Source organism: Spongiimicrobium salis, from assembly GCF_043678055.1.
GTDB classification, from domain to species: Bacteria; Bacteroidota; Bacteroidia; order Flavobacteriales; family Flavobacteriaceae; genus Spongiimicrobium; species Spongiimicrobium salis.
The window spans coordinates 1,936,675-1,960,316 of sequence record NZ_JBHEQA010000001.1 but is presented as its reverse complement, the minus strand read 5'-3'; the positions used below and the strand labels follow the sequence as shown (position 1 = coordinate 1,960,316).

Genomic DNA, 23,642 nt, shown 5'->3' with positions numbered 1-23,642 from the left:
TAAAAAGTCCGTTTTCTATTTGTATCCGTATATTTGGTAACAATAAACACTTAACTAGTATTAATTATGAAGAAAATTATTTTACGTTCAGCCCTTGCATTGACCATGTGTCTTGCTTTAGTATCCTGTAGGGAAACCGCTGACAAAGCCAAAGCAGCATCCGAAGAAGCCGCAGCCGTTGGAGAAGAAGCCATGGAAAAAGCCGAAGAAATAGGGAAAGAAGCTATGGACAAGGCCAAAGAGGCTGGCCAAGAAGCTATAGAGAAAGCAGGTGAAGCTGGGGAAGAAGCTATGGAAAAGGCTAAAGAAATGGGGAAAGATGCCATGGATAAAGCCAAAGAAACTGGTGAAGAAGCTTTAGAAAAAGGCAAGGAAATGGGAAAAGAAGCCATGGATAAGGCCAAAAAAGCTGGAGAGGATGCTATGAAAAAAGCGGAAGAAAGTGGTAAAGAAGCCATGAAAAAGACCGAAGAGGCCATAAAAAATTAGATTTTCCTCAGAAAATTTCAAAAACAAAAGTATCCTTGGTAAAACGCCAAGGATATTTTTTTGCTAAAAATTAAAATGAATCCCTAGGATCAAGTTTGTTCCTGCAGCAGAAATTCCCGAAGAATAGGTGCGATACCGCTGGTTGGTAATATTCTCTACAGAAAGAATTCCTTTAATGGTTCTTGAAAATTGATACTGTGACCTAAGGTTTAAGGTATACCAGGAAGGCGCAAAGGGATTGCCATTAGCATCTGTGGCATACAAAAAAGGTTTATTTCGTTCTGAAGGTGCCAAATCTTCAAAAGGAATTTCCCCATTATAGTTTAAGAATACATCTGCTTTTAATCTTTGGTTTTTCCAAACAACGTGAAAATCTCCAAAAGTGGGTGGCACATGGCGTCCGGGAGAGTCGGTACCATCTTCTTCTTCCTCTATACCTTCCGTTATCGTAAGGTTGGACGAAAGGGATAAATTATCGGTCAGAAAGGCTTCAACACCAAATTCAAAGCCATAGACAAAGGCCTTGGCCGCATTCTGTATGGCCTGTACATTACTTAATTCCCCATTGAACTCAATTTCGGTTACTCCATTGAATTCAAAATCCCTTCGGACCAATGCGTCGACCAAATAAGTATAGTATGCTGCACCATTAAACACTACTTTGTCCTTAAAGTTTTTTTGCAAACCAAATTCAATATTATAGGCATATTCCGGCTCCAAATCAGGGTTGGGGACCACTACCGAACCGGGTTCTGAATCAAACACTTTGCCAATATCATCAATATTGGGCGCTCTAAAACCGGTAGATCCATTCAGGGTAAATTGCAAATCCGTCTTAGGGAACCAGCTCACGCCTATACTTCCGGTTAAAGCTCCTGTGCTTAAATCTGCCCTATCAAAAGGGAAGTCAAAAAAAGTGGACTCAAATTCAGCGTCTACCCACACATGGCTATATCGCAATCCAGAAAGCAGGGTAACATTTGGCTTTACTTTATATTCCGCACTAATATAACCCGCAGCAGTTTGCCAAGTAGAGCCATCGGGATAACGGGAAGCAGCATCAGAAACTACATTGGTCTCAATATTTCGTTGACTTCCATCCGAGTTCACTTTATTAAAAATATATTCAGCACCATAATACAATCTAAGGTCGCCAATTTTTTTGTTTTCGAAATCAATGCTTGTGGAAAGGGCATCTACCTTTTCCTTTGTGGAAAAAAGCGTCGGGTCTTGAAAGTCCCGATCATTTCTACTTTCCTCAAAATGCTGATAGGCTGTTGTTATTTTGAAGCCATCGTAAAACTTCCCCTTTCCTTTTTTGTTGATTTGAAGATTCCCCAAAAACCATTTTTGCGGGCCGTAAAACCATTCAGCAGATCGCAATCCGGTTCCATCCCTTCCCGGTCTGATCAAACGATCGTAGCGCGCATAGTCCGAGGTTTCCGAATAGATGGCACCAAGATTAAAATCCCAAATATTATTGGGTTTAAAAGTTACTTTTTGCAGTAAGTTAATTTGGTCGTAGCCCGTTGGCGCCTGTGTTCTGGGATCCTCATTATTTACAAGGACATCTTCCCCATTTCTACGAACCACCAAAGTATTTCTTAAATATTCATCCGGGCCGTGCTTTCCTATCCTTAAATCCCCAAAATCGCTATAGGTTACGCTCGTCAGAAAACCCCATCTTTTCTTGCCAAAATTAACATCGGCATGAATCGTATTCTCATTATTTGCAGAGGCATATCTATAATCCACATTTCCTGAAATTTGCAGACTATCCGTTTCTGAGAATTCCGGCATCTTTGTGAAGAAATTCATTACTCCTCCAATGGCATCACTTCCATATATAACGGATCCCGGCCCAAAAATGACCTCCGTATTTTTAACTGTAAAAGGATCTATGGAAATGACGTTCTGCAAATTTCCTCCCCTGAAAATGGCATTGTTCATCCGAACACCATCCACAGATAGCAATAAACGATTCGTGGCAAATCCTCGTATTGAAGGACTCCCTCCCCCCAACTGACTCTTTTGCACAAAAACTTTTCCGCTATTCTGCAGAAGATCTGCAGCCGTTTGGGGCGTTGAGAACGCAATGGCTCTGGCATCTATGGTTGCTATCTTTTGGGGAATATCTTTTTTCTGTTGTTCCCATTTGGAAATGGACATCACCACTTCGTCCAACTGCTCGGTCTTTATGGTCAAATAAAACCTTCCGTTACGCTTAAGTATAGCGGCCTTGGTACTTCGTCTTAACTCATAGCTACTCAATTCAAAAGTAATACGTTCGTCCATGGAAAAGATATTGAGGTCGCACTTTCCAAAAAAATCAGATACTACTGTTTTTGAACGATCCAGATTGGCCACCAGCACATTGGGAACGGGCTCATTGGTCTCACTATCCAAAATGGTAATTTCTTGGGCCAATATCCCTTGAAATACAAGCAAAAAAATAACAAAAACTAACTTCCGCATAATCAGCTAAAAACTTCGTTCAAAATAGCAAGTGATTTGGGTTTTCTAAATCCTTGCAAATGTAATTCAAAATAAAGAACAATCGAATTTAATAGCTCTTGGCGATCTTTTTTCCGCATTCTTATGCTATGCATTGCATCAAAATTTGTGCCCAAAAACATTTTGAAGTAAGATAAATTTTGACCTACAATCATGGGGTTCGTGGTCAACACCTCCGTAAAACATCCTTCTTGCAGATCAAAGTAGGGTAAATGGGCAATGGTATTATCGGGATAAAACCCCAAATATTTGGTGAGTTCCAATAAAAAAAACAAATGGAAGTTTGCCACATCATCATGAGTATCAAGCCATTGAAGTCCAGCTTCCAAAAAGTAAAATAGTCCCCCATTGGCCTCTTCCTCGAAAATACTATTTCCCAGCATTTCCGCTAAGAACAGGGCTATGGCATTTTTGGGGATCACGGTATGCAAACTTTGATACTGATACCCAATTTTTACCTCGCCTATTCGTTCCAAGGTTCCTTTATTTTTATGATTGGCGGTAATTTCCAATTGTGTCAGGGGTTGAAAATACGCTGTTTTTAACTTCCCTTTTTTCGAGGCCAAAACGCCACGTAGCAAATATGATTTTAATCCATCCGAAACCGTAAAGAGTTTTACGATCAAGCTAGTATCCCCATATTTTAGGGCAGATAAAACAATGGCTTTGGTGTGTACCTGCATGCACGGTGTTTTGGAATAGTACAAATATAAGAGGCCTGTCTGGTTCTGAAAACCAAACAGGCCCTATTTATATATTGATAAGAGTATCTTACTTAGATTACTCCTTGTGCCAACATAGCATCGGCAACCTTAACAAATCCAGCGATATTTGCTCCTTTTACATAGTTGCAATAACCCTCGTCGTCTTTTCCATACTCAATACAAGAGTCATGAATGTCGGACATGATTCCTTTTAAACGCTCATCCACTTCTTCCCTAGTCCAACTAATTCGCAATGAATTCTGTGACATTTCCAAACCGGAGGTCGCAACACCACCAGCATTGGAAGCTTTTCCAGGCGCAAAAAGAATTTTTGCTTCGTGGAATTCATGGATGGCTTCTGGAGTAGACGGCATATTTGCACCCTCAGCAACACAGATACATCCATTGGTGGTCAAAGTTTTTGCATCTTCTCCATTCAGTTCATTTTGCGTAGCACAAGGCAAGGCAATATCACATTTAACTCCCCAAGGCGTTTCTCCTGCAAAGAATTCTGCTGAAGGATATTTATCCGCATATTCCGAAATTCTACCTCTCTTATTATTTTTTAAATCCATCACATAGGCCAACTTCTCCTCATCAATACCATCTTTATCATAAATGTAGCCTTTGGAATCTGATAGCGTAAGTACTTTTGCTCCCAATTGCAATGCCTTCTCTGCAGCATACTGCGCCACATTCCCGGAACCAGAGATCACGACATCCTTGCCATCAAAGCTTTGCCCTTTTGTTTGCAACATACTTTGTGCAAAATATACGGTACCGTAACCTGTAGCCTCTGGTCGTATCAAGGAACCTCCCCAAGAACGTCCTTTTCCTGTAAGTACTCCGGTAAACTCATTCCGAATCTTCTTATACATTCCGAACAAGAAACCAATTTCGCGGGCACCCACACCAATATCTCCGGCAGGAACATCCGTATTTGGTCCTATATGTCTGTTCAACTCCAACATAAAGGCGTGGCAAAAACGCATTACCTCATCATCAGATTTTCCTTTGGGATCAAAATCAGAACCTCCTTTACCACCTCCCATAGGCAAGGTGGTTAAACTATTTTTAAATACCTGTTCAAAGGCAAGAAATTTAAGGATGCTCGCATTCACTGAAGGATGAAAGCGCAAACCACCTTTATAAGGACCAATGGCAGAGTTCATCTGGATTCGGTATCCTCTATTTACATGAATCTCACCTTTATCATCTACCCATGCCACTCTGAAAGAGATCAAACGCTCGGGCTCCACCATTCGAAGCAAGATATTTTTTCCGTTATAAATCTCATTTTTAGCAATGTAGGGAATCACAGTTTCAGCAACTTCCTGTACCGCTTGTATAAATTCGGGTTCATGACCATTGCGGGTCGCCACCTCATCCATGAATGCTTTTATCTTTGCTTCCATATATACTTGATTAGTTGTTTTTTATTGAATTAAAAATACAGGCGCAAAATTATGGTATTCTAATAATTTAGACGTTGTTTTTTTAAAAATTTGGCAAAAAATTATCTGATGGCCTGTTCCAAATCAGAAATAAGGTCTTCTGCATCTTCAATTCCGACACTTAAACGGATCAGCGCATCTACTACACCACTTTTCTCCCGCTCTTCTTTAGGAATACTGGCATGAGTCATACTTGCCGGGTGTCCTGCTAAACTTTCTACACCTCCCAAGGATTCTGCCAAGGTAAAAACCTTTAATTTCTCTACAATGGCTATGGCATTCTTATAATTGCTTCCTTTGGGCACAAAAGAAATCATACCTCCAAAATCCTTCATTTGTTTTGCAGCCACATGATGTTCAGGATGATCTTCAAAACCAGGCCAATATACGTTTTCAACCTTAGGATGTGCCCGCAAATATGTAGCGATGGCCTTACCGTTTTCGCAATGGCGCTGCATCCTAACATGTAGTGTTTTTATTCCTCTAATCACCAAAAAACTATCCATAGGGCCGCAAATGGCTCCACTGGCATTTTGTATAAAATAAAGTTGGTCGGCCAATTCTTTATCCTTTACGATGAGGGCTCCTGCAACAACATCACTATGTCCCCCCAGGTATTTTGTTGCCGAGTGCATCACAATATCAGCCCCTAAGTCCAAAGGTTGCTGTAAATAGGGAGTGGCGAAGGTATTGTCTACCGCCAGAATAATATGATGTTGTTTCGCCAAGGTAGCAACCGCTGCGATATCTATGATGTTCATCATAGGATTTGTGGGCGTCTCTACCCAAATCAATTTGGTCTTTGCCGTTATCTTCTCGGCTATGTCGGCAACATTCTGCATTCCTACGAAATGGAATCGAATGCCATATTTTTCAAAGATTTTTTTAAATATCCGATAACTTCCTCCGTAGAGATCATTTGTAGATATTACCTCATCTCCAGGATGCAATAGTTTTATCACCGCATCCATAGCCGCCAAACCACTTGCAAATGCCAAACCGTAATTCCCATTTTCAATACTGGCCAAAGCATTCTCCAAAGCGGTTCTTGTAGGATTGGCACTGCGCGAATACTCAAAACCCTGATGTCCTCCCGGAGTAGATTGTGCATACGTCGAGGTTTGATAAATGGGTGGCATTACTGCCCCATATGCCTTATCTGGTTGTTGCCCTCCATGAATGACCTTACTATTAAATTTTAAGTCTTTATCTGCCAAATCATAAATTTATGTACACAAATGTATCGTTATCTTTTGGAGAATCCAATGCATGTGTACCTTTGTACCATTAACTTAAATGAACTCTTATGCGAGCCCCTTTATATCTTCTTTTTTTTAGCCTACTATTTCTTAGTTGCACAAACGCCGACAAACTTGCATTTGAGCCTAAGACCTATCAGAATGACAAATGTAGTGATTGTCCTACAATTTCTATTGCAATTCCAAATATGCTGGAAACATCGACTATCGCCAATACCATCAATAATGCCTTAAAAGAAGAAATCATTGCGCAACTGACCTTCGATGACAACGGTCAATCTTTTGATACAATAGAAGGCGCTATGCAATCCTTTAGTAATGGATACGAACAATTAAAGGCCAAGTTTCCCGATGAAACCGTAAAATGGGAAGCCACCATTAAAGGGGAAATTATCTATGAGGATACCCATGTAGTGACCATTGCCTGCGACTCTTATATTTTTACGGGTGGGGCCCATGGTTATGGCAGTATCCGTTATTTAAATTTTGATAAGAAAAAAGGATTGGAGCTGGAAAATTGGGAACTCTTCGCCGATGCCGAGGATTTTAAACGTTTTGCGGAACTCAAATTCCGCATACAGGAGAACATTCCCCAGGATGACAATATCAATAGCACTGGGTATATGTTCGAGAACGAAGAATTTTATCTTCCCGAAAATATTGGCTTTACAGATGACGGTTTATTGCTACATTATAATCAATATGACGTTGCCTCTTATGCCGATGGGCCCATTGTTGTAAAGCTCCCGTATGATGAGATTAAAAATTATCTGGCGAGAAGAATTAAATCCTGAGGCTATGCAATGTCCTTTCCTATTTGAAGGTCAGTACTTTCATTAAAGAAAGGATGACTCCCAAATGGATGCCTTCATGAAAAACATTAAAGGCAATGGCATCTTCGGCGCTGTTTAAGACTACCTTAGGGGTTGTCGTATAGGCTTCAAATTCTTTAAAGATTCCTTTTTCATAATCTTCCTGAATCCATTCTGCCGTAGCAAAAAGATAGCCTTTTATTTTATCGATTTCCTCCTCGGTAGCCGTACCGTCCGGAATACTTCCTTTTTTAAATTTATCCACCAGTTCCGATTCCACACGCATAGGAAGATTACTCTTTTGGTATACCAGCAACTGTTGGGTCACTACAACATGAGCAATGTTCCACCAAATATTATTCCGATAGCCGTCTGGAATTTTCAGCAAGACCTCTCTTGGGGTTTCCGTTAAAAATTTATACAGGATTTTCCGGTTTTTTAGGCTAATGTCGAATAGTTTTTCCAAAATAGGTCTTTTTTTAAAGTATAGTTCATTCAAAAAATTAACATATCTATTTTTCTAGATATATTAATATGTTTATATTTGCACTATGGATATTAGCGAAATAAGCAAAGTGCTGTCCAATGTTACTCGGGTCAATATTCTGAAATGGTTAAAAACACCCGAATCGCATTTCCCGCCACATCAAGATATTGATCATTTTGACGATGGTGTCTGCGTAGGTTATATCCAAGATAAGGCAGGATTGTCACAATCCACCATATCTACCTACCTCAGTGCTATGCAAAAGGCCAAACTCATTATCCCTACACGCCATGGAAAATGGACGTATTACAGGAGAAATGAAGCTGTGATTACCCAGTACATTGAAACTTTACGTAAAGATTTATAATTTTTTTTAATATAAACAAATCGATATTTAGCGAAATGTAAATATGTATAAAAACAAAAACCTATGGAATCTAAATTGGAATGCCCAGAATTACAGTACACTCCATCAAAACGATCCTACTTTATTCAAAAAATAACCTTATGGCTCTCTCTTATCATCATTAGAGGGGCAGCGGAGATGTCTAAGATGAAATAAAGGCATCCTTTTAAGAAAAATTAACTCTTGTAAAACAACTATACTATGAAAACTATTGGACTTATCGGCGGAATGGGTTGGGAATCCACCAAAGTATATTATGAGTATATCAATCAACTTACAAACCGTGCATTGGGAGGATCCCACTCTGCAAAAATCATCATGGTTTCTGTTGAATTTTCTGAAATAGAACGTCTTTCACATGCCAATGATTGGAATGCTGTTGGCACTATAATGGCCGATGCCGCAATTACACTTGAAAAAGCAGGTGCAGATGTTATCCTTCTCTGCACGAATACCATCCATATGGTCAGTAAAGCCATTATTGCATCCGTAAACATTCCTTTTTTACATATTGCAGAGGCTACAGGAGCAGCCATTCAGGAACAATCCTTAAAAAAAATAGCTTTATTGGGAACTCGGTTTACCATGGAAAAAGATTTTTATACCAAAACTTTAGAGGAACGTTATGGTTTGGAAGTGATTGTTCCTGAAGCTACGGAAAGACAACAAATTCACAACATTATTTATCATGAATTGATTCAAGGGAAATTTACGGAAAAATCCAAAGCTTATATTCTTGAAATTATCCATAAACTTAAAAGTGAAGCTATTGATGGAGTGATTTTAGGTTGTACAGAATTACCTCTATTAATTTCTGAAAGTGAATTGGATATCCCCTCTTTTAATACCACATTGATCCATGCACAAAAAGCGGTAGATTTTGCATTGGAACAAAAAGAAATTTTTAGTTAAAAAATGAATTTTACATGACCGTACTTTTAGAAGAAATAGGTTCCTTTGCAATCTAAAAAGAAAATGATTCCATGAAAAAAATATATCACCTTAGTACTTGTGATACGTGTAAACGCATTATCAATGAATTACAACCACTGGATGGCTTTGAATTACAGGATATCAAGACCAATGCCATAACGGAAGCACAACTAGAAGTAATGCATGGATTGTCCGGAAGCTATGAAGCTTTGTTCAGCAAACGTGCAAGAATGTATAAGGAACGCAACTTAAAAGAACAGCAGCTTCAGGAAGAAGACTTTAAGGGATTAATTTTGGAGCATTATACTTTTTTAAAGCGGCCTGTGATTCTTGTAGACGATACCATTTTTATTGGCAATAGCAAAAAGGAAGTTGCAGCTGCCAAGGCACATATACAAGGGTGAGCAGACGAAACCTTGCCCTTCTTGCGGCCCTGGGCGCCACCACAATTTATGGGTTGAACCATTCTATTGCCAAAGGGGTAATGCCTACGCACATTCGTCCTTTTGGTTTCATTTTGGTGCGGGTAGTGGGTGCAAGCATACTCTTTTGGCTGGCTTCATTATTTGTACCCAAAGAAAAAATAGAGCGGAAAGATTGGGGCAGGATGGTCTTGGCCACCTTATTTGGGATGGTCATTAATATGCTTGCCTTTTTTAAAGGGCTAGAGTTATCTACGCCAATAAACAGCTCGGTATTGGTGACGATGACTCCCATTATTGTTGTTGTGCTTTCTGCCTTGCTCATCAAAGAAAAAATCTATTGGCGTAGAGGCTCGGGTATAGTTATTGGTCTTATTGGAGCTGTTTTCTTGATTTTATATGGGAACGAAATCAGGCAAGATGCTCCAAATATTCCTTTGGGAAATACCCTTTTTCTATTAAATGCCACTTTCTTTGGGCTTTACTTGATCACGATAAAAAAACTCACCACAAAATACCATCCCTTTACTTTAATGAAATGGTTGTTTCTCATTGCTATACCCTTTAATCTTCCCATAGGGTATCAAGAATTCATGGCTGTTGATTGGGGAAACCTTCCCTTTGATGCGATATGGAAAATAGCCTTTGTGGTTTTGGGCACTACCTTTTGCACCTACCTCTTCAATATTTTTGCCTTGCGAGAACTAAAAGCTTCTACTGTAAGTGCATTCACCTATCTACAACCCGTTTTGGGTATCTTATTTGCCATACTTGCAGGTCAGGATCAATTGACGAGCATTAAAGTTATTGCCGTTTGCTTTGTTTTATTAGGGGTGTACTTGGCGAGTAGGAAACCCAAGGCTTCCCCAATGAACAGCTAGAACTATTGGCATTTTATTTAAAGAGGAGATTATTTCGGTTAAAAAATGCTACATCGATATATGGGTGAGCAGGAAAAAAATCAAAAATAAACGACTTTCCCGGACCATATCCCTAATTATTATTTAGTTTTAGGACAGCGAAAAAAGGTCTTCTTTTTAAGGTGCCCAAAGCACAAGAAAATGTTAGTGGATCAAGACCTACCCTTATGGAAAATGTTATGAGATATTCAGAAATTCTATCGGAAATTTATGCCATTATTTGTGCTGAAAAAAATACAGGACAAGTGGCCTCCTATATTCCAGAGTTGGCCAAAGTAAATCCCGATCAATTTGGGGTGTACTTAAGCACTACTACAAACGATACCTTTGGCATAGGGGATTGGAAGACCAAGTTTTCTATTCAAAGTATCGCTAAAGTTCTTTCCCTAAGCCTGGCCTATAAAATGCTGGGAGACCAAATATGGAAAAGAGTGGGAGTAGAACCTTCCGGCAATCCATTCAATTCCTTGATACAATTGGAAACGGACCATGGAATCCCTAGAAACCCATTAATCAATGGAGGAGCCATGGTGATCTGTGATATGTTGGTGAGTCATTTGAAAGACCCAATACCCGATTTTTTACAGTTCGTTAGGGACATCTGTTCCAGTGTTGACATCCACTATTCCGAAGCCGTTGCTGCATCCGAAAAGTCTGTAGGGTATCGCAATATTGCGCTGTGCAATTTCATGAAGTCTTTTGGGAATATAAAAAACAGGCCGGAAGAGGTCTTGGATTTTTACTTCCATATGTGTTCTTTGGAAATGAATTGCCAAGAATTGACCAAGACCTTTATGTTTTTGGCCAAAGACGATTTTGTAAGTTCAAAAAACGAAAAAGTCTTGGAAATCGGGCAAGCCAAGAGGGTAAATGCCATTATGCAAACTTGCGGATTTTATGATGAATCCGGGGAATTTTCGTTTAAAGTAGGTCTTCCTGGAAAAAGTGGCGTGGGGGGTGGCATTCTGGCCCTCCACCCAGATAACTATTGCATTGCCGTCTGGAGTCCCAAATTGAATGAAAAAGGCAACTCCCATCGGGGCATGAAGTTTTTGGAGCATTTTACCACGAAAACAGCTTCCTCCATATTTTAATACTTCTTAGTTGCTATCCTCCTACACCCCAAGGGCTGAAAAGCCACCAAAGCAAGAGGACTGCGGTAATGAGTATAACAGTAAGCCATGTATCCCTGTTCCATGTAAATGCTGCGGTTCGCTGCCTTTGAAAGGTCACCAACACCAAGGACTCCGGTGGCTGTGGTTGTCCTAATTTACTGATCAGCATTAGAATTCCGGCACAGAAAAGAAAAAGGAACAGTGCAAAGTGTAAAAAATTAATTCCTAAAAAATACTCCAGTGCACTCCCTTCGGCAATCGTTAGGCTACCTTCATTCCCCATAAATTCTACAATCAATCTAAAAACGCCAATGGAAAACCCTGTCCATAGGGTAACAATAGCCGCTCGGGCATTGATCCAGGGAAAAAAGAGGCCTAGTAAAAATACTGCGGCTATAGGTGGCGAAATATAGGCTTGAACACTCTGTAGATAATGGAAAATACCTCCTCCCATAAGCGCATTCATAAAAGGAATCCATCCTAAACTCAATATCACCAGTACTACGGTGGCAATTCGTCCGAAACGTACCAAATCCTTTTGCGAGGCTTTCGGTTTAAGTTTCTGATAGAAATCAATGGTCAATAGGGTAGAACTGGAATTGAATGCTGAAGACAACGAACTCATCAAAGCCGCCAATAAACCTGCAATGGCCAATCCTTTTAGGCCACTGGGAAGAAATTCGGTAATCAAAGTAGGTAATGCCTGATCCGCATTCCCCATCGAAAAATCGATCATTCCTTTTTGCATCAAGGCGTAAGCGATTACACCCGGCAGAAAAAAAACAAAAACGGGTAATAATTTTAGATAGCCTGCAAACAAAGCCCCTTTTCTGGCATTGCCCACATCTTTCGCGGATAGCGCCCGTTGCACAATATATTGATCGGTACACCAATACCATACCCCTAAAATTGGCGCTCCAAAAAGCATTCCTGTCCAAGGGTACTCCGTATCGTCCATGGATCTCCATAAATTAAAAAACTGCCCCACTTCAGGATTTCCTTCTGTCTCTGATGCTAGGGCTATAGTGTTGATCATTTCTTCCCATCCTCCGATTTGATACAGTCCAAAAATTGTTATGGCTGCAGTCCCCAAGAGCAAAATGAAGGCTTGGACCATATCGGTATAGATTACCGCTTTCAGTCCTCCAAGAATCGTGTAGAATCCTGTGGCCACTACAGTGATAATGGCTCCTGTCCAAAAGGGTATTCCCAAGACCTCAAAAACCAAGGCTCCCGCAAATATGATCAAGGATATTTTCGTAATGATGTATGCTAAAATGGAAACTACGGAAAGGTAATTTCGACAAGCCCTGGAATAGCGTTTCTCCAAAAACTCGGGCATGGTATACACACTGGTTCTCAGGTAAAATGGAACAAATATCCATCCAAACAAAATTAGCACTAAGGAAGCCAGTATTTCAAAATTGGCCATAGGCATATCGGCCCTTGCCCCCGCTCCGGATACTCCCAAGATAATCTCAGAACCAATATTGGACGCAAACAAAGAAGCCCCTATCACCAGCCAGCCTTGATTTTTTCCAGCCAAAAAATAGTCCACCGCAGAAAAGGCGGCATTTTTCTTTCCTTTTGCGGCCCATTTGGCGATCCACAAAATAATTCCAAAGTAAAGGGCAATAATAGCAATATCAAAAAAACTCATAGTCATTGTTTTTATTCATAAGGTGGGAATCATAGAATTCCCCCAATGCTTCCTCCATCTACTTTAATGGCCGCTCCATTGATCGCGGCAGCAAGAGGGCTGGCATAATATGCAAGGGTATGGGCCACTTCCTCCGGTGTGGCAAAACGTTGTAAAAGAGAAGAAGTCCGCACCTCCTTGAAAAAATCTTCTTCCACAGCTTTTGCTGTCTTATTTTCGGCAATGGCTTTTTCTTCCAAAAAAGTGGCCGCACCTTCGGTCAAGGTAGAGCCGGGCACAATCGTATTTACCGTAACCCCCGTTCCTTTCGTTAATTGTGCCAATCCCCTGGACAAGGCTAGAAGAGCAGCTTTCGTAACGCTATAGGCAATTAAATCTTCGGGCACCAAAACCGCACATTCACTGGAAACAAACAAAATCCGTCCCCAATTGGCTTCCTGCATTTTTGGCAAAAAATACCGGGATAAACGCACCCCGCTCATCATATTCACTTCCAATTGTTGCTGCCAATCTTTATCTGTAGTATCAAAGAAGGATTGGGCGGTATACATCCCAACATTATTGATCAAAATATCAATTTTTGGTATCGCCTTTATGAGGTCGTCCATTGCATTACTTTTTGCAAAATCCATAGCAATTCCGGACACTTTGCTCTCGGGAACCATTGCGTTTAATTTTTTGATAGCGGCATTGAGGCTCTCCCGTTTTCTTCCGTTAAGAATCACATGTACTCCCTCTTCTGCCAGTACTTTTGCCGTGGCGAATCCTATTCCCGAAGTTGAGCCTGTAATAAAGGCCGTTTTTCCCTGAAGTTTTAAATCCATTTACCCTTGATTACCATTTTTTTAAGCCCAATAATTTTTCGCCCAGCTCCGATAGTACGGCAGTTTCATATTTGGTTTGCTCCCAATTTCGTGGATCTCCCGGAAAGGCATAACCTTCGGGTGCAATTCTGTTTTTCCAGGAATTAATACGCCATTCCTTTAAACTTTCATTGTCTTCTTCTGCCGGCATCATTGAAATGTATTGGGCAATACGCACTTTATCGCCAGATCGATTAGGACGGATACCATGAGGTTCAGAACTATTAAAAATAAGAAGATCTCCGGCTTCCATAGGTACTTTCACCAACTTATCGCCCAAATCGGAAACATCTGGTTTAAAGTGATCTCGATCTTCAGGTTGTGTCAACTTCCAACGATCATAATTGCGGTACAACCACGGAATACATTGAAATCCTCCCATATTTTCATCGGTCTGATCGGCCAGTGCCAATACTCCTTGAACATTTTGCGGTTTTGTTTCCGGGTCGTAATCCCAATGAATAAATCCTTTATACTCATGTCCCGGACGTATGGGGAAGTTCAAATTTGCCCGATCAATGGTTACCCAAAGTTTTTCGGTACCCCATACATCAACAAAGGCATCATATACTTTTTCCATTTGGCGATTGTTCCATAACAACTGGTGATTATACACTTCTACCATACCCGTTCCGGCCAATTCTTTCATTTGAATCTCTGCACGTGGATCAGTATACCAGCTCTCCTTGTCCTGGGGATCTTTTTCTTCAAACTCCCATAGGAAATCGGCGGTTTGTTGTGCCTGTTTCCTTGGAACAGCCTCTTTAATTACAACATAACCATTGTGCTTCCATGATTTCCATTGTTCCAGTGTAAGTACTCTTAAACTCGCTTCATTCGCTTCTTGTCGAAGCTGTACCGCACTACTTTTCGCCGTTGAAGGGTTTCCTGGAATATCGGTATGTTGATTCTCCAAGACTACTTTTGAACCCATCATTTTATTTGAATTGCTCATCTTCTTTGAATTTAACGTTTTACAATGGGTCAAAGTTCTGGTATTTCAAATCACGTGCTTTTACGAAACTTAACCAATACTTGTACAATATTGATTTAATTAAAGATTAATTCCTTTTAATATCTTAATTTAGTGAAATAATATGAAAATTCAATTAGAAACCATAGGCGCCAACGACAATAAATCTTTTGGGATGATGTTCAATCCCAGGATGAGCGATCTGTTCTTTTGGCACTTCCACCCCGAATATGAATTGGTTTATATTGACGGAGCCAATGGCACACGTCATGTTGGAGATCATATTTCCAATTATGAAGGCAATGATTTGGTCTTGATCGGTTCCAATATTCCGCACTTGAATTTTGATTATGGGATAAAAGGCAGTTATCGTAAAGTGGTGGTCCATATAAAAAAAGACTTTGTGGAAGGGCATATTCAGGGAATCCCCGAATTTGACAAAGTGGCACAATTGTTTAAGAAATCTGCTCATGGAATTGCATTTAAAGGCCCCATCAAAGAACAAATAGGAAATGCACTGTTTCACCTGGAACAAGAGCCACCATTTCAGCAATACCTGCAACTCCTGGAATTGTTCCGACTACTTTCAGCCTCTTCGGAAACCGTGCTATTGCATGATCAACCGTATACCATTAGTCATAATGATAAGGCTCAGGAACGCTTGCAGCGCATTTATGCTTTTGTAGATAATAATTATGACAGAAAAATAGATTTGAGCGAAGTTGCCGCCATAAGCAATATGACCAAAGAAGCTTTTTGTCGTTATTTCAAACAGACTACCCGTTACACTTTCGTTGCGTTTTTAAATCGCTATAGGATCAGTCAATCCAAACGCCATTTAATGTCTGGAAAAAGTGTCAGCGAAGCCTGCTATCGCTGTGGTTTTGATAGCCTTTCTTACTATAATAGAGTATTTAAAAAGGTGACCTCGGAAAACCCCAGGGATTTTCGGAAGCGTTATCTCTAAGGGCGCTTTACTTTGGTAAATGGCTTCTTCCCTTTACCGTGTGTATATTTTTATTTGGAATACATTTAGTTTTAATATCTTTAAAGCTCGCACAAAACAAGAATATATGTCCAAAGCAGCTTTTACCAAAGACCTTTCCTTACCGGCCATAGCCGCACCAATGTTCCTTATTTCGGGACCAAAACTCGTTATTGAATGTTGTAAAAATGGTATTGTTGGAACCTTTCCTGCCCTAAATCAACGCAGTAGTGAAGGTTTTGAGGAATGGTTGATCGAAATAAAATCAGAACTTAAAAAATTCGAAGAAGAAACAGGAAAGAAAGCTGCTCCTTTTGGCGTAAACCTTATTGTTCATCCCACCAACCCCCGTTTGGAGGCCGATCTTAAACTTTGCGTCAAGCATCAGGTCCCCTTGATCATTACCTCTTTAGGTGCGGTATCCCAAGTAGTCGATGCCATTCATAGTTATGGTGGTCTGGTCTTTCACGATGTCATCAAAAAGAGACATGCGCAAAAAGCAGCAGGAGCCGGAGTCGATGGCCTTATTCTCGTGGCCGCCGGGGCCGGGGGACATGCAGGAACCATTAATCCCATGACCTTGGTTTCAGAAGTCAAAAGCTTCTTTGATAAAACCATTATACTTTCGGGTTGTATCAGTACCGGAAGAGATATTGCTTCTGCCATGCAAATGGGCGCCGATCTAGCCTATATGGGCACACGTTTTATCAATACTACGGAAAGTAAAGCTCCGGAAGCCTATAGGGAAATGATTGTAAAGGCAGGTGCTAGCGATGTGGTATACACTGCAGCTATTTCTGGAGTACATGCCAATTTTTTGGCCGCCAGCTTACAAGCAGCGGGAATTACGGAAGAAGATTTAAAGAAAGATGTAAAAATTGATTTTGGAAAAGAGCTCGATACGGAAGCTAAGGCCTGGAAAACCATTTGGTCTGCAGGTCAGGGTGTAGCTCTTATTGACAATGTATGCTCGGTGGCAGAACTGGTAGATGATCTTAAAACAGAATTCAAAACAGCCATCTCTGAACAAGCACGATTGCTGGAAATCTATCCAAAATCCTAGTTTTTAGTAGCTATGTATGTAAAACGTAACATTAGTTGGGGAATCATTGTCCGATTTGCATGGCGCAATATTCTCTTTTTTACCCTTTGGGCAGGGCTTATTTTTTCTGTCTACTATTTTTTGGACTGGACCTTTATCGATATTCCCTTTCAACCCATTAGTGTTATCGGTATTGCGGTGGCATTCTATATTGGATTTAAAAATAGTCAAAGCTATGATCGTTTTTGGGAAGGTCGAAAAATATGGGGTGGTATTGTAAACTATTCCCGCACATGGGCCAATAATGTCTTGGGTTTTGTTATGGATGACCCCGAAGCGCAACGTATTCTTATTTACCGACATTTGGCTTGGATCAATGCCTTAAGGATTCAATTGCGCCAACCTTCTAGCTTTTCCATTAAAGAAAATAAGGCGGTTGAAAAAATGTTTGATCGGCACGGAGAACGAAATCCTGTTTGCGCTGGCTTGGATAGTTTCCTATCTCCCGAAGAAGATGCCGATTTGGAAAACAGAAAAAACGTGGCCACACATCTTATCAAGAATCAAGGGTTACATCTCAAAGAATTACTGAAAGAAGGGAAGATCACAGAGTTTGACAAACAAATATTCCATAATAATCTGGAAGAAATGTATAATCTCCAAGGGAAATGTGAACGGATAAAAAACACGCCCTTTCCGCGACAATATGCCTATTTCAGTACCGTATTTACATGGATATTTGTACTATTGCTGCCTTTTGGGCTTCTCTCTATTTTTGAAGAAGAGATTTCTGAGTTGCTCACCGTTTCCCAGCAGCAATTATTTTTAGGACTTATGATTCCTTTTTCCGTTTTATTGTCCTGGATTTTTATTACGATGGAAAAGGTAGGAAGCAATAGTGAGGATCCTTTTGAAGGTAGGATCAATGATGTTCCCATGACTGCCTTGTGTCGTACCATTGAAATTGACCTTAGGGATATGCTTAATGAAAAAAACCTTCCTGAAAAAATACAGGCTAAAGACAACATCCTCTATTAATGCCCTTAATACCCTCTCCCTACAACCCTCCATTTCTATTTAAAAATGGACATTTTTCCACCATTTATGCAGGAGTTTTTCGGAAGGTTGAAGGTATTGATCAGCAACGGGAACGTATTGACCTTCCCGATGGGGATTTTTTGGATCTGGATTGGAGTTATGCCCAAACCAAAACCGATAAAGTTGTCCTCTTAATCCACGGATTGGAAGGCAATGCCCAACGCCCCTATATTACAGGAAGTGCTAAGGCGTTCAATTTAAATGGGTATGATGTATGCGCTATTAACCTCAGGAGTTGCAGTGGCAGCACCAATCTTTTGTTTCGCTCCTATCATTCGGGCGCAACCGAAGATCTTATTGCCGTATTACATCATATCTTGGAAAAATACGCCTATACCTCCCTTTATTTAAAAGGTTTTAGCTTAGGGGGAAACTTGGTTCTAAAGTACCTTGGCGAAGGAAATGCAGTACCTGCAATGATCAAAGGGGCCGTAGCCGTTTCGGTACCTTGTGACCTTCACAGTTCCTTGATCCAATTGCTTATGCCTAAAAACCTAATCTATGCGAGGCGATTTAAAAAACACCTGCTCCAAAAATTGCGGGCCAAGCAAATACTTTTCCCTGATCAGATTAGCGATAAGGATATTTTAAAGGTCAAGACGCTAAAGGATTTTGACGATATTTATACCAGCAAGGCCCATGGTTTTAAAGACGGGTTGGATTACTATACCCAATGTAGTTCCCTACAGTTTCTCGAACATATTACCGTGCCCACACTGATCTTGAATGCAAAAAACGATTCTTTTTTGGGGCCCAGCTGTTATCCTATTGAAAAAGCGGAAAAAAACCCAAATTTACACTTGGAAATCCCCTTGTATGGTGGCCATGTTGGATTTCATGTTAAGAATAACGCTTCCTATACGGAAAAAAGAGCAATAAATTTCTTTGAAGACTACCTTTAAACTATGCTATTTCTTATATTTGTTTCTTAACCTTTTTACAGATGAAGAATATATTGAGCGCCCTGGCTCTAAGCGCATTGCTGATGAGTTGCGGTGGAAAAAAAGAAGAAAAGAAAGACGGTTTTGAAATGAGCCGTACGAAAACCGAAAGTAAGGCAGAAACCGTTCAAGAAGGCGTTCCCGTAGACATGAGCAACAAAGGTATAGGGCCTATTAAATCCCTTAGTTTTGATGCAGAGGTTAATACTGAAATGGCAGCAGCAGGAGAAATTCTTTTTGCTACAAAATGTACGGCCTGTCATATGGCAGAACAGCGTGGCATAGGTCCGGCAATGAAGGGGGTATACGAACGTAGAAGCCCTGAATGGGTGATGAATATGATGCTGAATCCTACAGAAATGGTAAAAAGCGATCCTATAGCAAAAGCCTTATTAAAAGAATATAACAATGCTATCATGACCAACTCCAATCTTACAGAAGATGAAGCACGGAGCTTGGCAGAATATCTGCGTACGCTATAGTAGCACCAGAATTTAGAAAAGGCCTGATCATAATATATATGGTCAGGCCTTTTTTAGTGCTCAATATGTAGTTTGTAACTGCTTTTAATTTTTAAAGGCCCCAAAGGTTATACCATTCCTTGCGTTCTTCCGACGTTTTTGCCTTATCCACGACCACTTTATAGGTAGGATCTTCCAATACATTTACTTCAATAATCTCATCCGCATTTTCCAAAAGACGTTTACAGTCCCTACTTAAATGTCGCAAGTGGACTTTCTTTCCCACTTTTTGATAGCGTTCCGTAATCTTGTTCAACGCCTCTATTCCAGACATGTCCGCTACACGGCTTTCCTGAAAATCGATAATTACCTCTTCTGGATCGTTCTGCACATCAAATTTTTCAGCAAAAAGTGTTGTGGAACCAAAAAATAAAGGCCCATATATCTCATAGTGTTTCACCCCATTATCGTCAACGTATTTTCTGGCCCGTATCCGCTTGGCATTTTCCCAGGAGTAGGCAAGCGCGGAAATAATTACTCCCAATAATACAGCCACTGCTAAATTATGGGTAATGGCGGTGATCAAAGTAACCAATACCATTACAACCACATCTGAATTGGGCATCTTTCGGAAGGTTTTAAAACTGGCCCATTCAAAGGTTCCAATGGCTACCATAAACATTAATCCAACCAAAGCTGCCATGGGCAACTGTTCTATAAGATTGGATCCAAACATAATAAAAACCAATAGCATTACTGCCGCCGTAATTCCGGAAAGTCTGGCACGAGCTCCGGCCGAAGTATTGATGAGACTTTGTCCAATCATGGCGCAACCTCCCATCCCAGAAAGAAATCCCGAAAGGATATTGGCAGTCCCTTGAGCAATACATTCCCGATTTCCGCTTCCACGTGTCTCGGTAATTTCATCAATAATATTTAGGGTAAGTAAACTTTCAATAAGTCCCACTCCTGCTACAATTCCAGCATAAGGAAGAATGATCTTTAGGGTATCCAAGGTCATTGGGATTTGGGGAATGGACAATGGCGGAAAACCTCCCTTGATCGATTCACCTGCATTCATGGTATCCGCAACGGTAAGCGTGTCAATACCAAACCCTATCACAATGGCCGAGATTACAATAATAGCTACAAGAGAAGAGGGAATTGCTTTGGTCAACTTTGGTAAACCCCAGATGATTCCCATAGTCAGTAAAGTTAATCCCAACATCGTATATAAGGCCGTTCCAGAAAGCAAATCCGTAGTTCCCTTTACATAAAAATTAGGGAATTGCGCCATAAAAATGATTATGGCCAAACCGTTCACAAAACCAAACATTACCGGGTGTGGCACAAGACGTATAAATTTTCCCAAGCGCAAAAAGCCAGCGGCAATCTGAAAAAGTCCCGCTAGAATCACTGTAGCAAAAACATAATTTAAAATAGTTTCCGGTTCTATTCCTGGAAAATTTCGTTTCAATTCCAGAATCAATCCAATAAAAACTACTGCTACGGCACCTGTAGCTCCCGAGATCATACCAGGTCTACCTCCCAAAATAGCAGTGACCAATGCCAGAATAAAGGCAGCATACAGTCCTGTTAAAGGAGAGAAACCAGGGATAAGGGCAAATGCAATAGCTTCTGGCACCAAGGCCAAAGCTACAGTAAGCCCCGATAAAATCTCCGTTTTATAATTTACTTTTTGGGAAAAATCGAATAAGTTTAGATACTTCTTCACACCTTAAGGATTTAAGGGGGCAAAATTAGTACTAATTGGGGAAACAAGCTATAATGCCGTAAAAATTAATGGATTCTGATTTTTTTGACATGCTTTTCCAACATTCCAAAAAAGAAGGCCCTATTATTTTAAAGCCTATATGGATTAAAAAACAATCGCCCCGAACACCATAGGTGCTCAGAGCGATCTCTAACTAAATAACCAACCAAAATCTTTACTTCAGCCTTGCTCAGTATGGCATGTGCAATCCGCACATATCCCTGCAAAACAAAAGTTATTCCTATTCCTATTATTTTCGCAAACGTTTTACGTTCATAATCGGATTTTTTGTCTTCTTTCGTTTCTTTCCGATGGTTGCTTTTCCAGATTTCAACTGTTGTATAAACCTTCTTCCTTTAAATTCATAGATGGTTTCACTATCTGGATGATACAACTCGATCGTACTGTCATTAATAACGTAGAGTTCAAAGTAATCATTGTCCAAAAAACTGTAGTCCAATGTTAAAGTTTTAAGCATTTCATCGGTTTCTGTGTCATACACCGAGTAATTCCCTTCATAATCCCAAATGAGGTCTCCCAGTGCGGTTCCATTTGCATCTACCGATGATCTAAAACTGCGGTTTCCATCAAGGGATAAAAACTGTAAATAGTTCTCATCATCAAACTCGGTAATTGCACCTTCCTGGCTCGTATACGTTTTTTCCCATGCTTCATACTCTTGTAAAAAATATTCCAGATTTTCATAGAAAACACGATCATAATCAAAATTGTTAATCTGATATCCATTTAAAAAATAGGAGGTGTTCAATGTGGGGTAGTACAATTCCAAAGTGTTGTTTCCCCGATCGTATACTTCCATAAGCCAAGTTCCATCAACATCATGATCTATTTCCACTGCACCTCTCAAAGCATCGTAGTATCCCACTGTAATTCCAAAACCATTTCCCGTTTTTCCAATACCTACAATATTGTTATTGGCATACAGGCGTCCATTTTGAAAAGAAATGGTAAACGCACGTTGCAAAAAGGGAATTTCACCATTGCCACGGGTCTCATTAATATCAACATACCAGAGGTCATGAGATTGTAATGCCTGCCCAACATTAAAGATTGGAGCATCTACAATATCGTCCTCTATGATCACTTCGGTATAGCAAGAGGTTACCAAAGTACCGATCACTAATAATCCTAAAAGTAGTTTTGCTCTCATAATATTCTGTTTTATGGTTCTATCTACTCCCAAACAATTCTCGTGCCAATATTTTTAAAGTGTTGATAATCAACATTTAACATCTAATTATTTTTTAATTACTTTTGATGCCTTTAATTTATCCCCATGAAAGAAAAAATGCGTTTTGCAGTTTTAGGCGGTGGAAGTTGGGCAACGGCCATTGTCAAAATGTTGACCGAAAACTTAGACAACATCGGATGGTATATGCGAAATACCGATGCTTTGAATCATATAAAAACTCAAAAACACAATCCCAATTATCTGAGTGCCGTGGAGTTTCACACAGAACAATTGACACTTACTGATGATATCAATGAAGCAGTTGCCAATGCAGATGTCTTAATTTTTGCAATTCCTTCAGCATTTTTGGAAACGGAACTTAAAAAATTGACACGATCCTTGTCTAAAAAAATCGTTTTTTCTGCCATTAAGGGGATCGTTCCGGAAACGGGTCTCATTGTTGGGGAGCACTTCCATGAAACCTATGACGTTCCTTTTAAAAATATAGGAGTAATTACGGGTCCTTGTCATGCGGAAGAAGTAGCCCTGGAACGTTTGTCGTATTTAACTATTGCCTGCAACGATACCTCAAAAGCAGAACTGCTTGCCGCTAAACTTCGAAGTCATTATATAAAAACGAAAATTTCTGATGATATCATTGGAACGGAATACGCCGCAATGCTCAAAAATATTTACGCCATTGCAGCAGGTATTGCCCATGGTCTTGGATATGGTGATAATTTTCAAAGTGTATTGATGAGCAATGCCATTCGGGAAATGAAACGCTTTATAAAGCGCGTCCATAAAATGAAACGCAACATCAATAATTCGGCCTATTTGGGGGATCTATTGGTCACGGGCTATTCCACTTTTAGCCGAAACCGAATGTTCGGAAATATGATTGGTAAAGGGTATACCGTGAAAAGTGCCATGATGGAAATGAATATGGTGGCAGAAGGGTATTATGCCACCAAGAGTGCCCATTTGCTGAACATAAAGCACAAAAAGAAATCAAGAACCCCGATCATCAATGCGGTTTATGACATTCTCTATAAAGAAAAAGAGGCCAAGCGTACGTTTAAAGCTTTGACGGAGCGTTTGGATTAATGCAATGTCACTTGATATAGGAGGAGGGAAA

The 23,642-nt window shown here is 40.1% G+C and carries 24 protein-coding genes; 14 read left to right on the top strand and 10 right to left on the bottom strand.

Going from position 1 to position 23,642, the window contains the following annotated elements; translation table 11 throughout:
* Nucleotides 1-66: 66 nt before the first annotated feature.
* Entirely contained in the window at nt 67-489 is a 423-nt protein-coding gene (locus tag ACEXOE_RS08585; protein WP_394748331.1) for a hypothetical protein, read from the top strand.
* A gap of 63 nt (nt 490-552) precedes the next feature.
* Here the strand turns inward: ACEXOE_RS08585 and ACEXOE_RS08580 are convergent, their stop codons facing one another.
* The 4 genes from ACEXOE_RS08580 to ACEXOE_RS08565 form a co-directional block, all read right to left on the bottom strand.
* On the bottom strand, nt 553-2,964 hold the full coding sequence (locus ACEXOE_RS08580; protein WP_394748330.1) for a TonB-dependent receptor: 2,412 nt from the start codon (nt 2,962-2,964) through the stop codon (nt 553-555).
* 2 nt (nt 2,965-2,966) lie between these two features.
* A complete protein-coding gene (recO, locus tag ACEXOE_RS08575; RefSeq protein WP_394748329.1) occupies nt 2,967-3,686 on the bottom strand; it encodes a DNA repair protein RecO in 720 nt (239 codons plus the stop codon).
* Nucleotides 3,687-3,778: 92 nt separating this feature from the next.
* On the bottom strand, nt 3,779-5,122 hold the full coding sequence (gene gdhA, locus ACEXOE_RS08570) for an NADP-specific glutamate dehydrogenase (RefSeq protein WP_394748328.1): 1,344 nt from the start codon (nt 5,120-5,122) through the stop codon (nt 3,779-3,781).
* A 101-nt stretch (nt 5,123-5,223) separates the two neighbouring features.
* A complete protein-coding gene (locus ACEXOE_RS08565) occupies nt 5,224-6,378 on the bottom strand; it encodes a cystathionine gamma-synthase (protein WP_394748327.1) in 1,155 nt (384 codons plus the stop codon).
* Between the two features lie 89 nt (nt 6,379-6,467).
* Between ACEXOE_RS08565 and ACEXOE_RS08560 the strand changes: the two genes are divergently transcribed.
* Entirely contained in the window at nt 6,468-7,214 is a 747-nt protein-coding gene (locus ACEXOE_RS08560) for a DUF3298 and DUF4163 domain-containing protein (RefSeq protein WP_394748326.1), read from the top strand.
* Between the two features lie 19 nt (nt 7,215-7,233).
* Here ACEXOE_RS08560 and ACEXOE_RS08555 read toward each other — a convergent pair whose 3' ends face one another.
* A complete protein-coding gene (locus tag ACEXOE_RS08555) occupies nt 7,234-7,698 on the bottom strand; it encodes a DinB family protein (RefSeq protein WP_394748325.1) in 465 nt (154 codons plus the stop codon).
* Nucleotides 7,699-7,783: 85 nt separating this feature from the next.
* Here ACEXOE_RS08555 and ACEXOE_RS08550 point away from each other — a divergent pair, with 85 nt between their 5' ends.
* The 6 genes from ACEXOE_RS08550 to ACEXOE_RS08525 all read left to right on the top strand — a co-directional run bounded on the left by ACEXOE_RS08550 (nt 7,784) and on the right by ACEXOE_RS08525 (nt 11,494).
* A complete protein-coding gene (locus ACEXOE_RS08550) occupies nt 7,784-8,086 on the top strand; it encodes an ArsR/SmtB family transcription factor (RefSeq protein WP_394748324.1) in 303 nt (100 codons plus the stop codon).
* A gap of 63 nt (nt 8,087-8,149) precedes the next feature.
* Nucleotides 8,150-8,281, top strand: a complete 132-nt coding sequence (locus ACEXOE_RS08545; protein ID WP_394748323.1) for a hypothetical protein — start codon at nt 8,150-8,152, stop codon at nt 8,279-8,281.
* A gap of 45 nt (nt 8,282-8,326) precedes the next feature.
* Nucleotides 8,327-9,037, top strand: coding sequence for an aspartate/glutamate racemase family protein (locus tag ACEXOE_RS08540; RefSeq protein WP_394748322.1), 711 nt, complete (start codon nt 8,327-8,329; stop codon nt 9,035-9,037).
* A 71-nt stretch (nt 9,038-9,108) separates the two neighbouring features.
* Nucleotides 9,109-9,462: an arsenate reductase family protein gene (locus ACEXOE_RS08535; protein ID WP_394748321.1), complete on the top strand. Its 354-nt coding sequence runs from the start codon at nt 9,109-9,111 to the stop codon at nt 9,460-9,462.
* Entirely contained in the window at nt 9,459-10,361 is a 903-nt protein-coding gene (locus ACEXOE_RS08530; protein ID WP_394748320.1) for a DMT family transporter, read from the top strand. The genes ACEXOE_RS08535 and ACEXOE_RS08530 overlap by 4 nt, the downstream gene beginning before the upstream one ends.
* A gap of 218 nt (nt 10,362-10,579) precedes the next feature.
* Nucleotides 10,580-11,494: a glutaminase gene (locus ACEXOE_RS08525; protein ID WP_394748319.1), complete on the top strand. Its 915-nt coding sequence runs from the start codon at nt 10,580-10,582 to the stop codon at nt 11,492-11,494.
* 13 nt (nt 11,495-11,507) lie between these two features.
* Here the strand turns inward: ACEXOE_RS08525 and ACEXOE_RS08520 are convergent, their stop codons facing one another.
* The 3 genes from ACEXOE_RS08520 to ACEXOE_RS08510 are packed head-to-tail and all read right to left on the bottom strand — an operon-like array spanning nt 11,508 to nt 14,993.
* Entirely contained in the window at nt 11,508-13,175 is a 1,668-nt protein-coding gene (locus ACEXOE_RS08520) for a sodium:solute symporter (protein WP_394748318.1), read from the bottom strand.
* 29 nt (nt 13,176-13,204) lie between these two features.
* Nucleotides 13,205-13,999: an SDR family NAD(P)-dependent oxidoreductase gene (locus ACEXOE_RS08515; protein ID WP_394748317.1), complete on the bottom strand. Its 795-nt coding sequence runs from the start codon at nt 13,997-13,999 to the stop codon at nt 13,205-13,207.
* Nucleotides 14,000-14,009: 10 nt separating this feature from the next.
* On the bottom strand, nt 14,010-14,993 hold the full coding sequence (locus ACEXOE_RS08510; RefSeq protein WP_394748316.1) for a phytanoyl-CoA dioxygenase family protein: 984 nt from the start codon (nt 14,991-14,993) through the stop codon (nt 14,010-14,012).
* A gap of 142 nt (nt 14,994-15,135) precedes the next feature.
* Here ACEXOE_RS08510 and ACEXOE_RS08505 point away from each other — a divergent pair, with 142 nt between their 5' ends.
* From ACEXOE_RS08505 to ACEXOE_RS08485, 5 genes are all read left to right on the top strand, one after another.
* Nucleotides 15,136-15,978 carry an AraC family transcriptional regulator gene (locus ACEXOE_RS08505; RefSeq protein WP_394748315.1) on the top strand — a complete coding sequence of 281 codons (843 nt, stop codon included), beginning with the start codon at nt 15,136-15,138 and terminating at the stop codon, nt 15,976-15,978.
* A 106-nt stretch (nt 15,979-16,084) separates the two neighbouring features.
* Entirely contained in the window at nt 16,085-17,059 is a 975-nt protein-coding gene (locus ACEXOE_RS08500; RefSeq protein ID WP_394748314.1) for an NAD(P)H-dependent flavin oxidoreductase, read from the top strand.
* A gap of 12 nt (nt 17,060-17,071) precedes the next feature.
* Nucleotides 17,072-18,076, top strand: a complete 1,005-nt coding sequence (locus tag ACEXOE_RS08495; protein WP_394748313.1) for a bestrophin family protein — start codon at nt 17,072-17,074, stop codon at nt 18,074-18,076.
* Complete coding sequence (locus ACEXOE_RS08490) at nt 18,076-19,038, top strand: YheT family hydrolase (RefSeq protein ID WP_394748312.1); 963 nt, start codon at nt 18,076-18,078, stop codon at nt 19,036-19,038. Before ACEXOE_RS08495 ends, ACEXOE_RS08490 begins: the two co-directional genes overlap by 1 nt.
* A 41-nt stretch (nt 19,039-19,079) precedes the next feature.
* Nucleotides 19,080-19,559, top strand: coding sequence for a c-type cytochrome (locus tag ACEXOE_RS08485; RefSeq protein WP_394748311.1), 480 nt, complete (start codon nt 19,080-19,082; stop codon nt 19,557-19,559).
* A gap of 91 nt (nt 19,560-19,650) precedes the next feature.
* Here the strand turns inward: ACEXOE_RS08485 and ACEXOE_RS08480 are convergent, their stop codons facing one another.
* Nucleotides 19,651-21,273, bottom strand: coding sequence for a SulP family inorganic anion transporter (locus ACEXOE_RS08480; RefSeq protein WP_394748310.1), 1,623 nt, complete (start codon nt 21,271-21,273; stop codon nt 19,651-19,653).
* A gap of 289 nt (nt 21,274-21,562) precedes the next feature.
* Nucleotides 21,563-22,483 carry a nicotinic acid mononucleotide adenyltransferase gene (locus ACEXOE_RS08475; protein ID WP_394748309.1) on the bottom strand — a complete coding sequence of 307 codons (921 nt, stop codon included), beginning with the start codon at nt 22,481-22,483 and terminating at the stop codon, nt 21,563-21,565.
* A gap of 126 nt (nt 22,484-22,609) precedes the next feature.
* Here ACEXOE_RS08475 and ACEXOE_RS08470 point away from each other — a divergent pair, with 126 nt between their 5' ends.
* Nucleotides 22,610-23,611 carry an NAD(P)H-dependent glycerol-3-phosphate dehydrogenase gene (locus ACEXOE_RS08470; RefSeq protein ID WP_394748308.1) on the top strand — a complete coding sequence of 334 codons (1,002 nt, stop codon included), beginning with the start codon at nt 22,610-22,612 and terminating at the stop codon, nt 23,609-23,611.
* The last annotated feature ends 31 nt before the right edge of the window (nt 23,612-23,642 follow it).

What these genes read in the sequence shown, in the direction of transcription:
- ACEXOE_RS08585 (WP_394748331.1), top strand. Translation starts at nt 67, where the DNA reads ATGAAGAAAATTATTTTACGTTCAGCCCTTGCATTGACCATGTGTCTT.
- ACEXOE_RS08580 (WP_394748330.1), bottom strand. Translation starts at nt 2,964, where the DNA reads ATGCGGAAGTTAGTTTTTGTTATTTTTTTGCTTGTATTTCAAGGGATA.
- recO (WP_394748329.1), bottom strand. Translation starts at nt 3,686, where the DNA reads ATGCAGGTACACACCAAAGCCATTGTTTTATCTGCCCTAAAATATGGG.
- gdhA (WP_394748328.1), bottom strand. Translation starts at nt 5,122, where the DNA reads ATGGAAGCAAAGATAAAAGCATTCATGGATGAGGTGGCGACCCGCAAT.
- ACEXOE_RS08560 (WP_394748326.1), top strand. Translation starts at nt 6,468, where the DNA reads ATGCGAGCCCCTTTATATCTTCTTTTTTTTAGCCTACTATTTCTTAGT.
- ACEXOE_RS08550 (WP_394748324.1), top strand. Translation starts at nt 7,784, where the DNA reads ATGGATATTAGCGAAATAAGCAAAGTGCTGTCCAATGTTACTCGGGTC.
- ACEXOE_RS08545 (WP_394748323.1), top strand. Translation starts at nt 8,150, where the DNA reads ATGGAATCTAAATTGGAATGCCCAGAATTACAGTACACTCCATCAAAA.
- ACEXOE_RS08540 (WP_394748322.1), top strand. Translation starts at nt 8,327, where the DNA reads ATGAAAACTATTGGACTTATCGGCGGAATGGGTTGGGAATCCACCAAA.
- ACEXOE_RS08535 (WP_394748321.1), top strand. Translation starts at nt 9,109, where the DNA reads ATGAAAAAAATATATCACCTTAGTACTTGTGATACGTGTAAACGCATT.
- ACEXOE_RS08525 (WP_394748319.1), top strand. Translation starts at nt 10,580, where the DNA reads ATGAGATATTCAGAAATTCTATCGGAAATTTATGCCATTATTTGTGCT.
- ACEXOE_RS08520 (WP_394748318.1), bottom strand. Translation starts at nt 13,175, where the DNA reads ATGAGTTTTTTTGATATTGCTATTATTGCCCTTTACTTTGGAATTATT.
- ACEXOE_RS08515 (WP_394748317.1), bottom strand. Translation starts at nt 13,999, where the DNA reads ATGGATTTAAAACTTCAGGGAAAAACGGCCTTTATTACAGGCTCAACT.
- ACEXOE_RS08510 (WP_394748316.1), bottom strand. Translation starts at nt 14,993, where the DNA reads ATGAGCAATTCAAATAAAATGATGGGTTCAAAAGTAGTCTTGGAGAAT.
- ACEXOE_RS08505 (WP_394748315.1), top strand. Translation starts at nt 15,136, where the DNA reads ATGAAAATTCAATTAGAAACCATAGGCGCCAACGACAATAAATCTTTT.
- ACEXOE_RS08500 (WP_394748314.1), top strand. Translation starts at nt 16,085, where the DNA reads ATGTCCAAAGCAGCTTTTACCAAAGACCTTTCCTTACCGGCCATAGCC.
- ACEXOE_RS08495 (WP_394748313.1), top strand. Translation starts at nt 17,072, where the DNA reads ATGTATGTAAAACGTAACATTAGTTGGGGAATCATTGTCCGATTTGCA.
- ACEXOE_RS08490 (WP_394748312.1), top strand. Translation starts at nt 18,076, where the DNA reads ATGCCCTTAATACCCTCTCCCTACAACCCTCCATTTCTATTTAAAAAT.
- ACEXOE_RS08485 (WP_394748311.1), top strand. Translation starts at nt 19,080, where the DNA reads ATGAAGAATATATTGAGCGCCCTGGCTCTAAGCGCATTGCTGATGAGT.
- ACEXOE_RS08475 (WP_394748309.1), bottom strand. Translation starts at nt 22,483, where the DNA reads ATGAGAGCAAAACTACTTTTAGGATTATTAGTGATCGGTACTTTGGTA.
- ACEXOE_RS08470 (WP_394748308.1), top strand. Translation starts at nt 22,610, where the DNA reads ATGAAAGAAAAAATGCGTTTTGCAGTTTTAGGCGGTGGAAGTTGGGCA.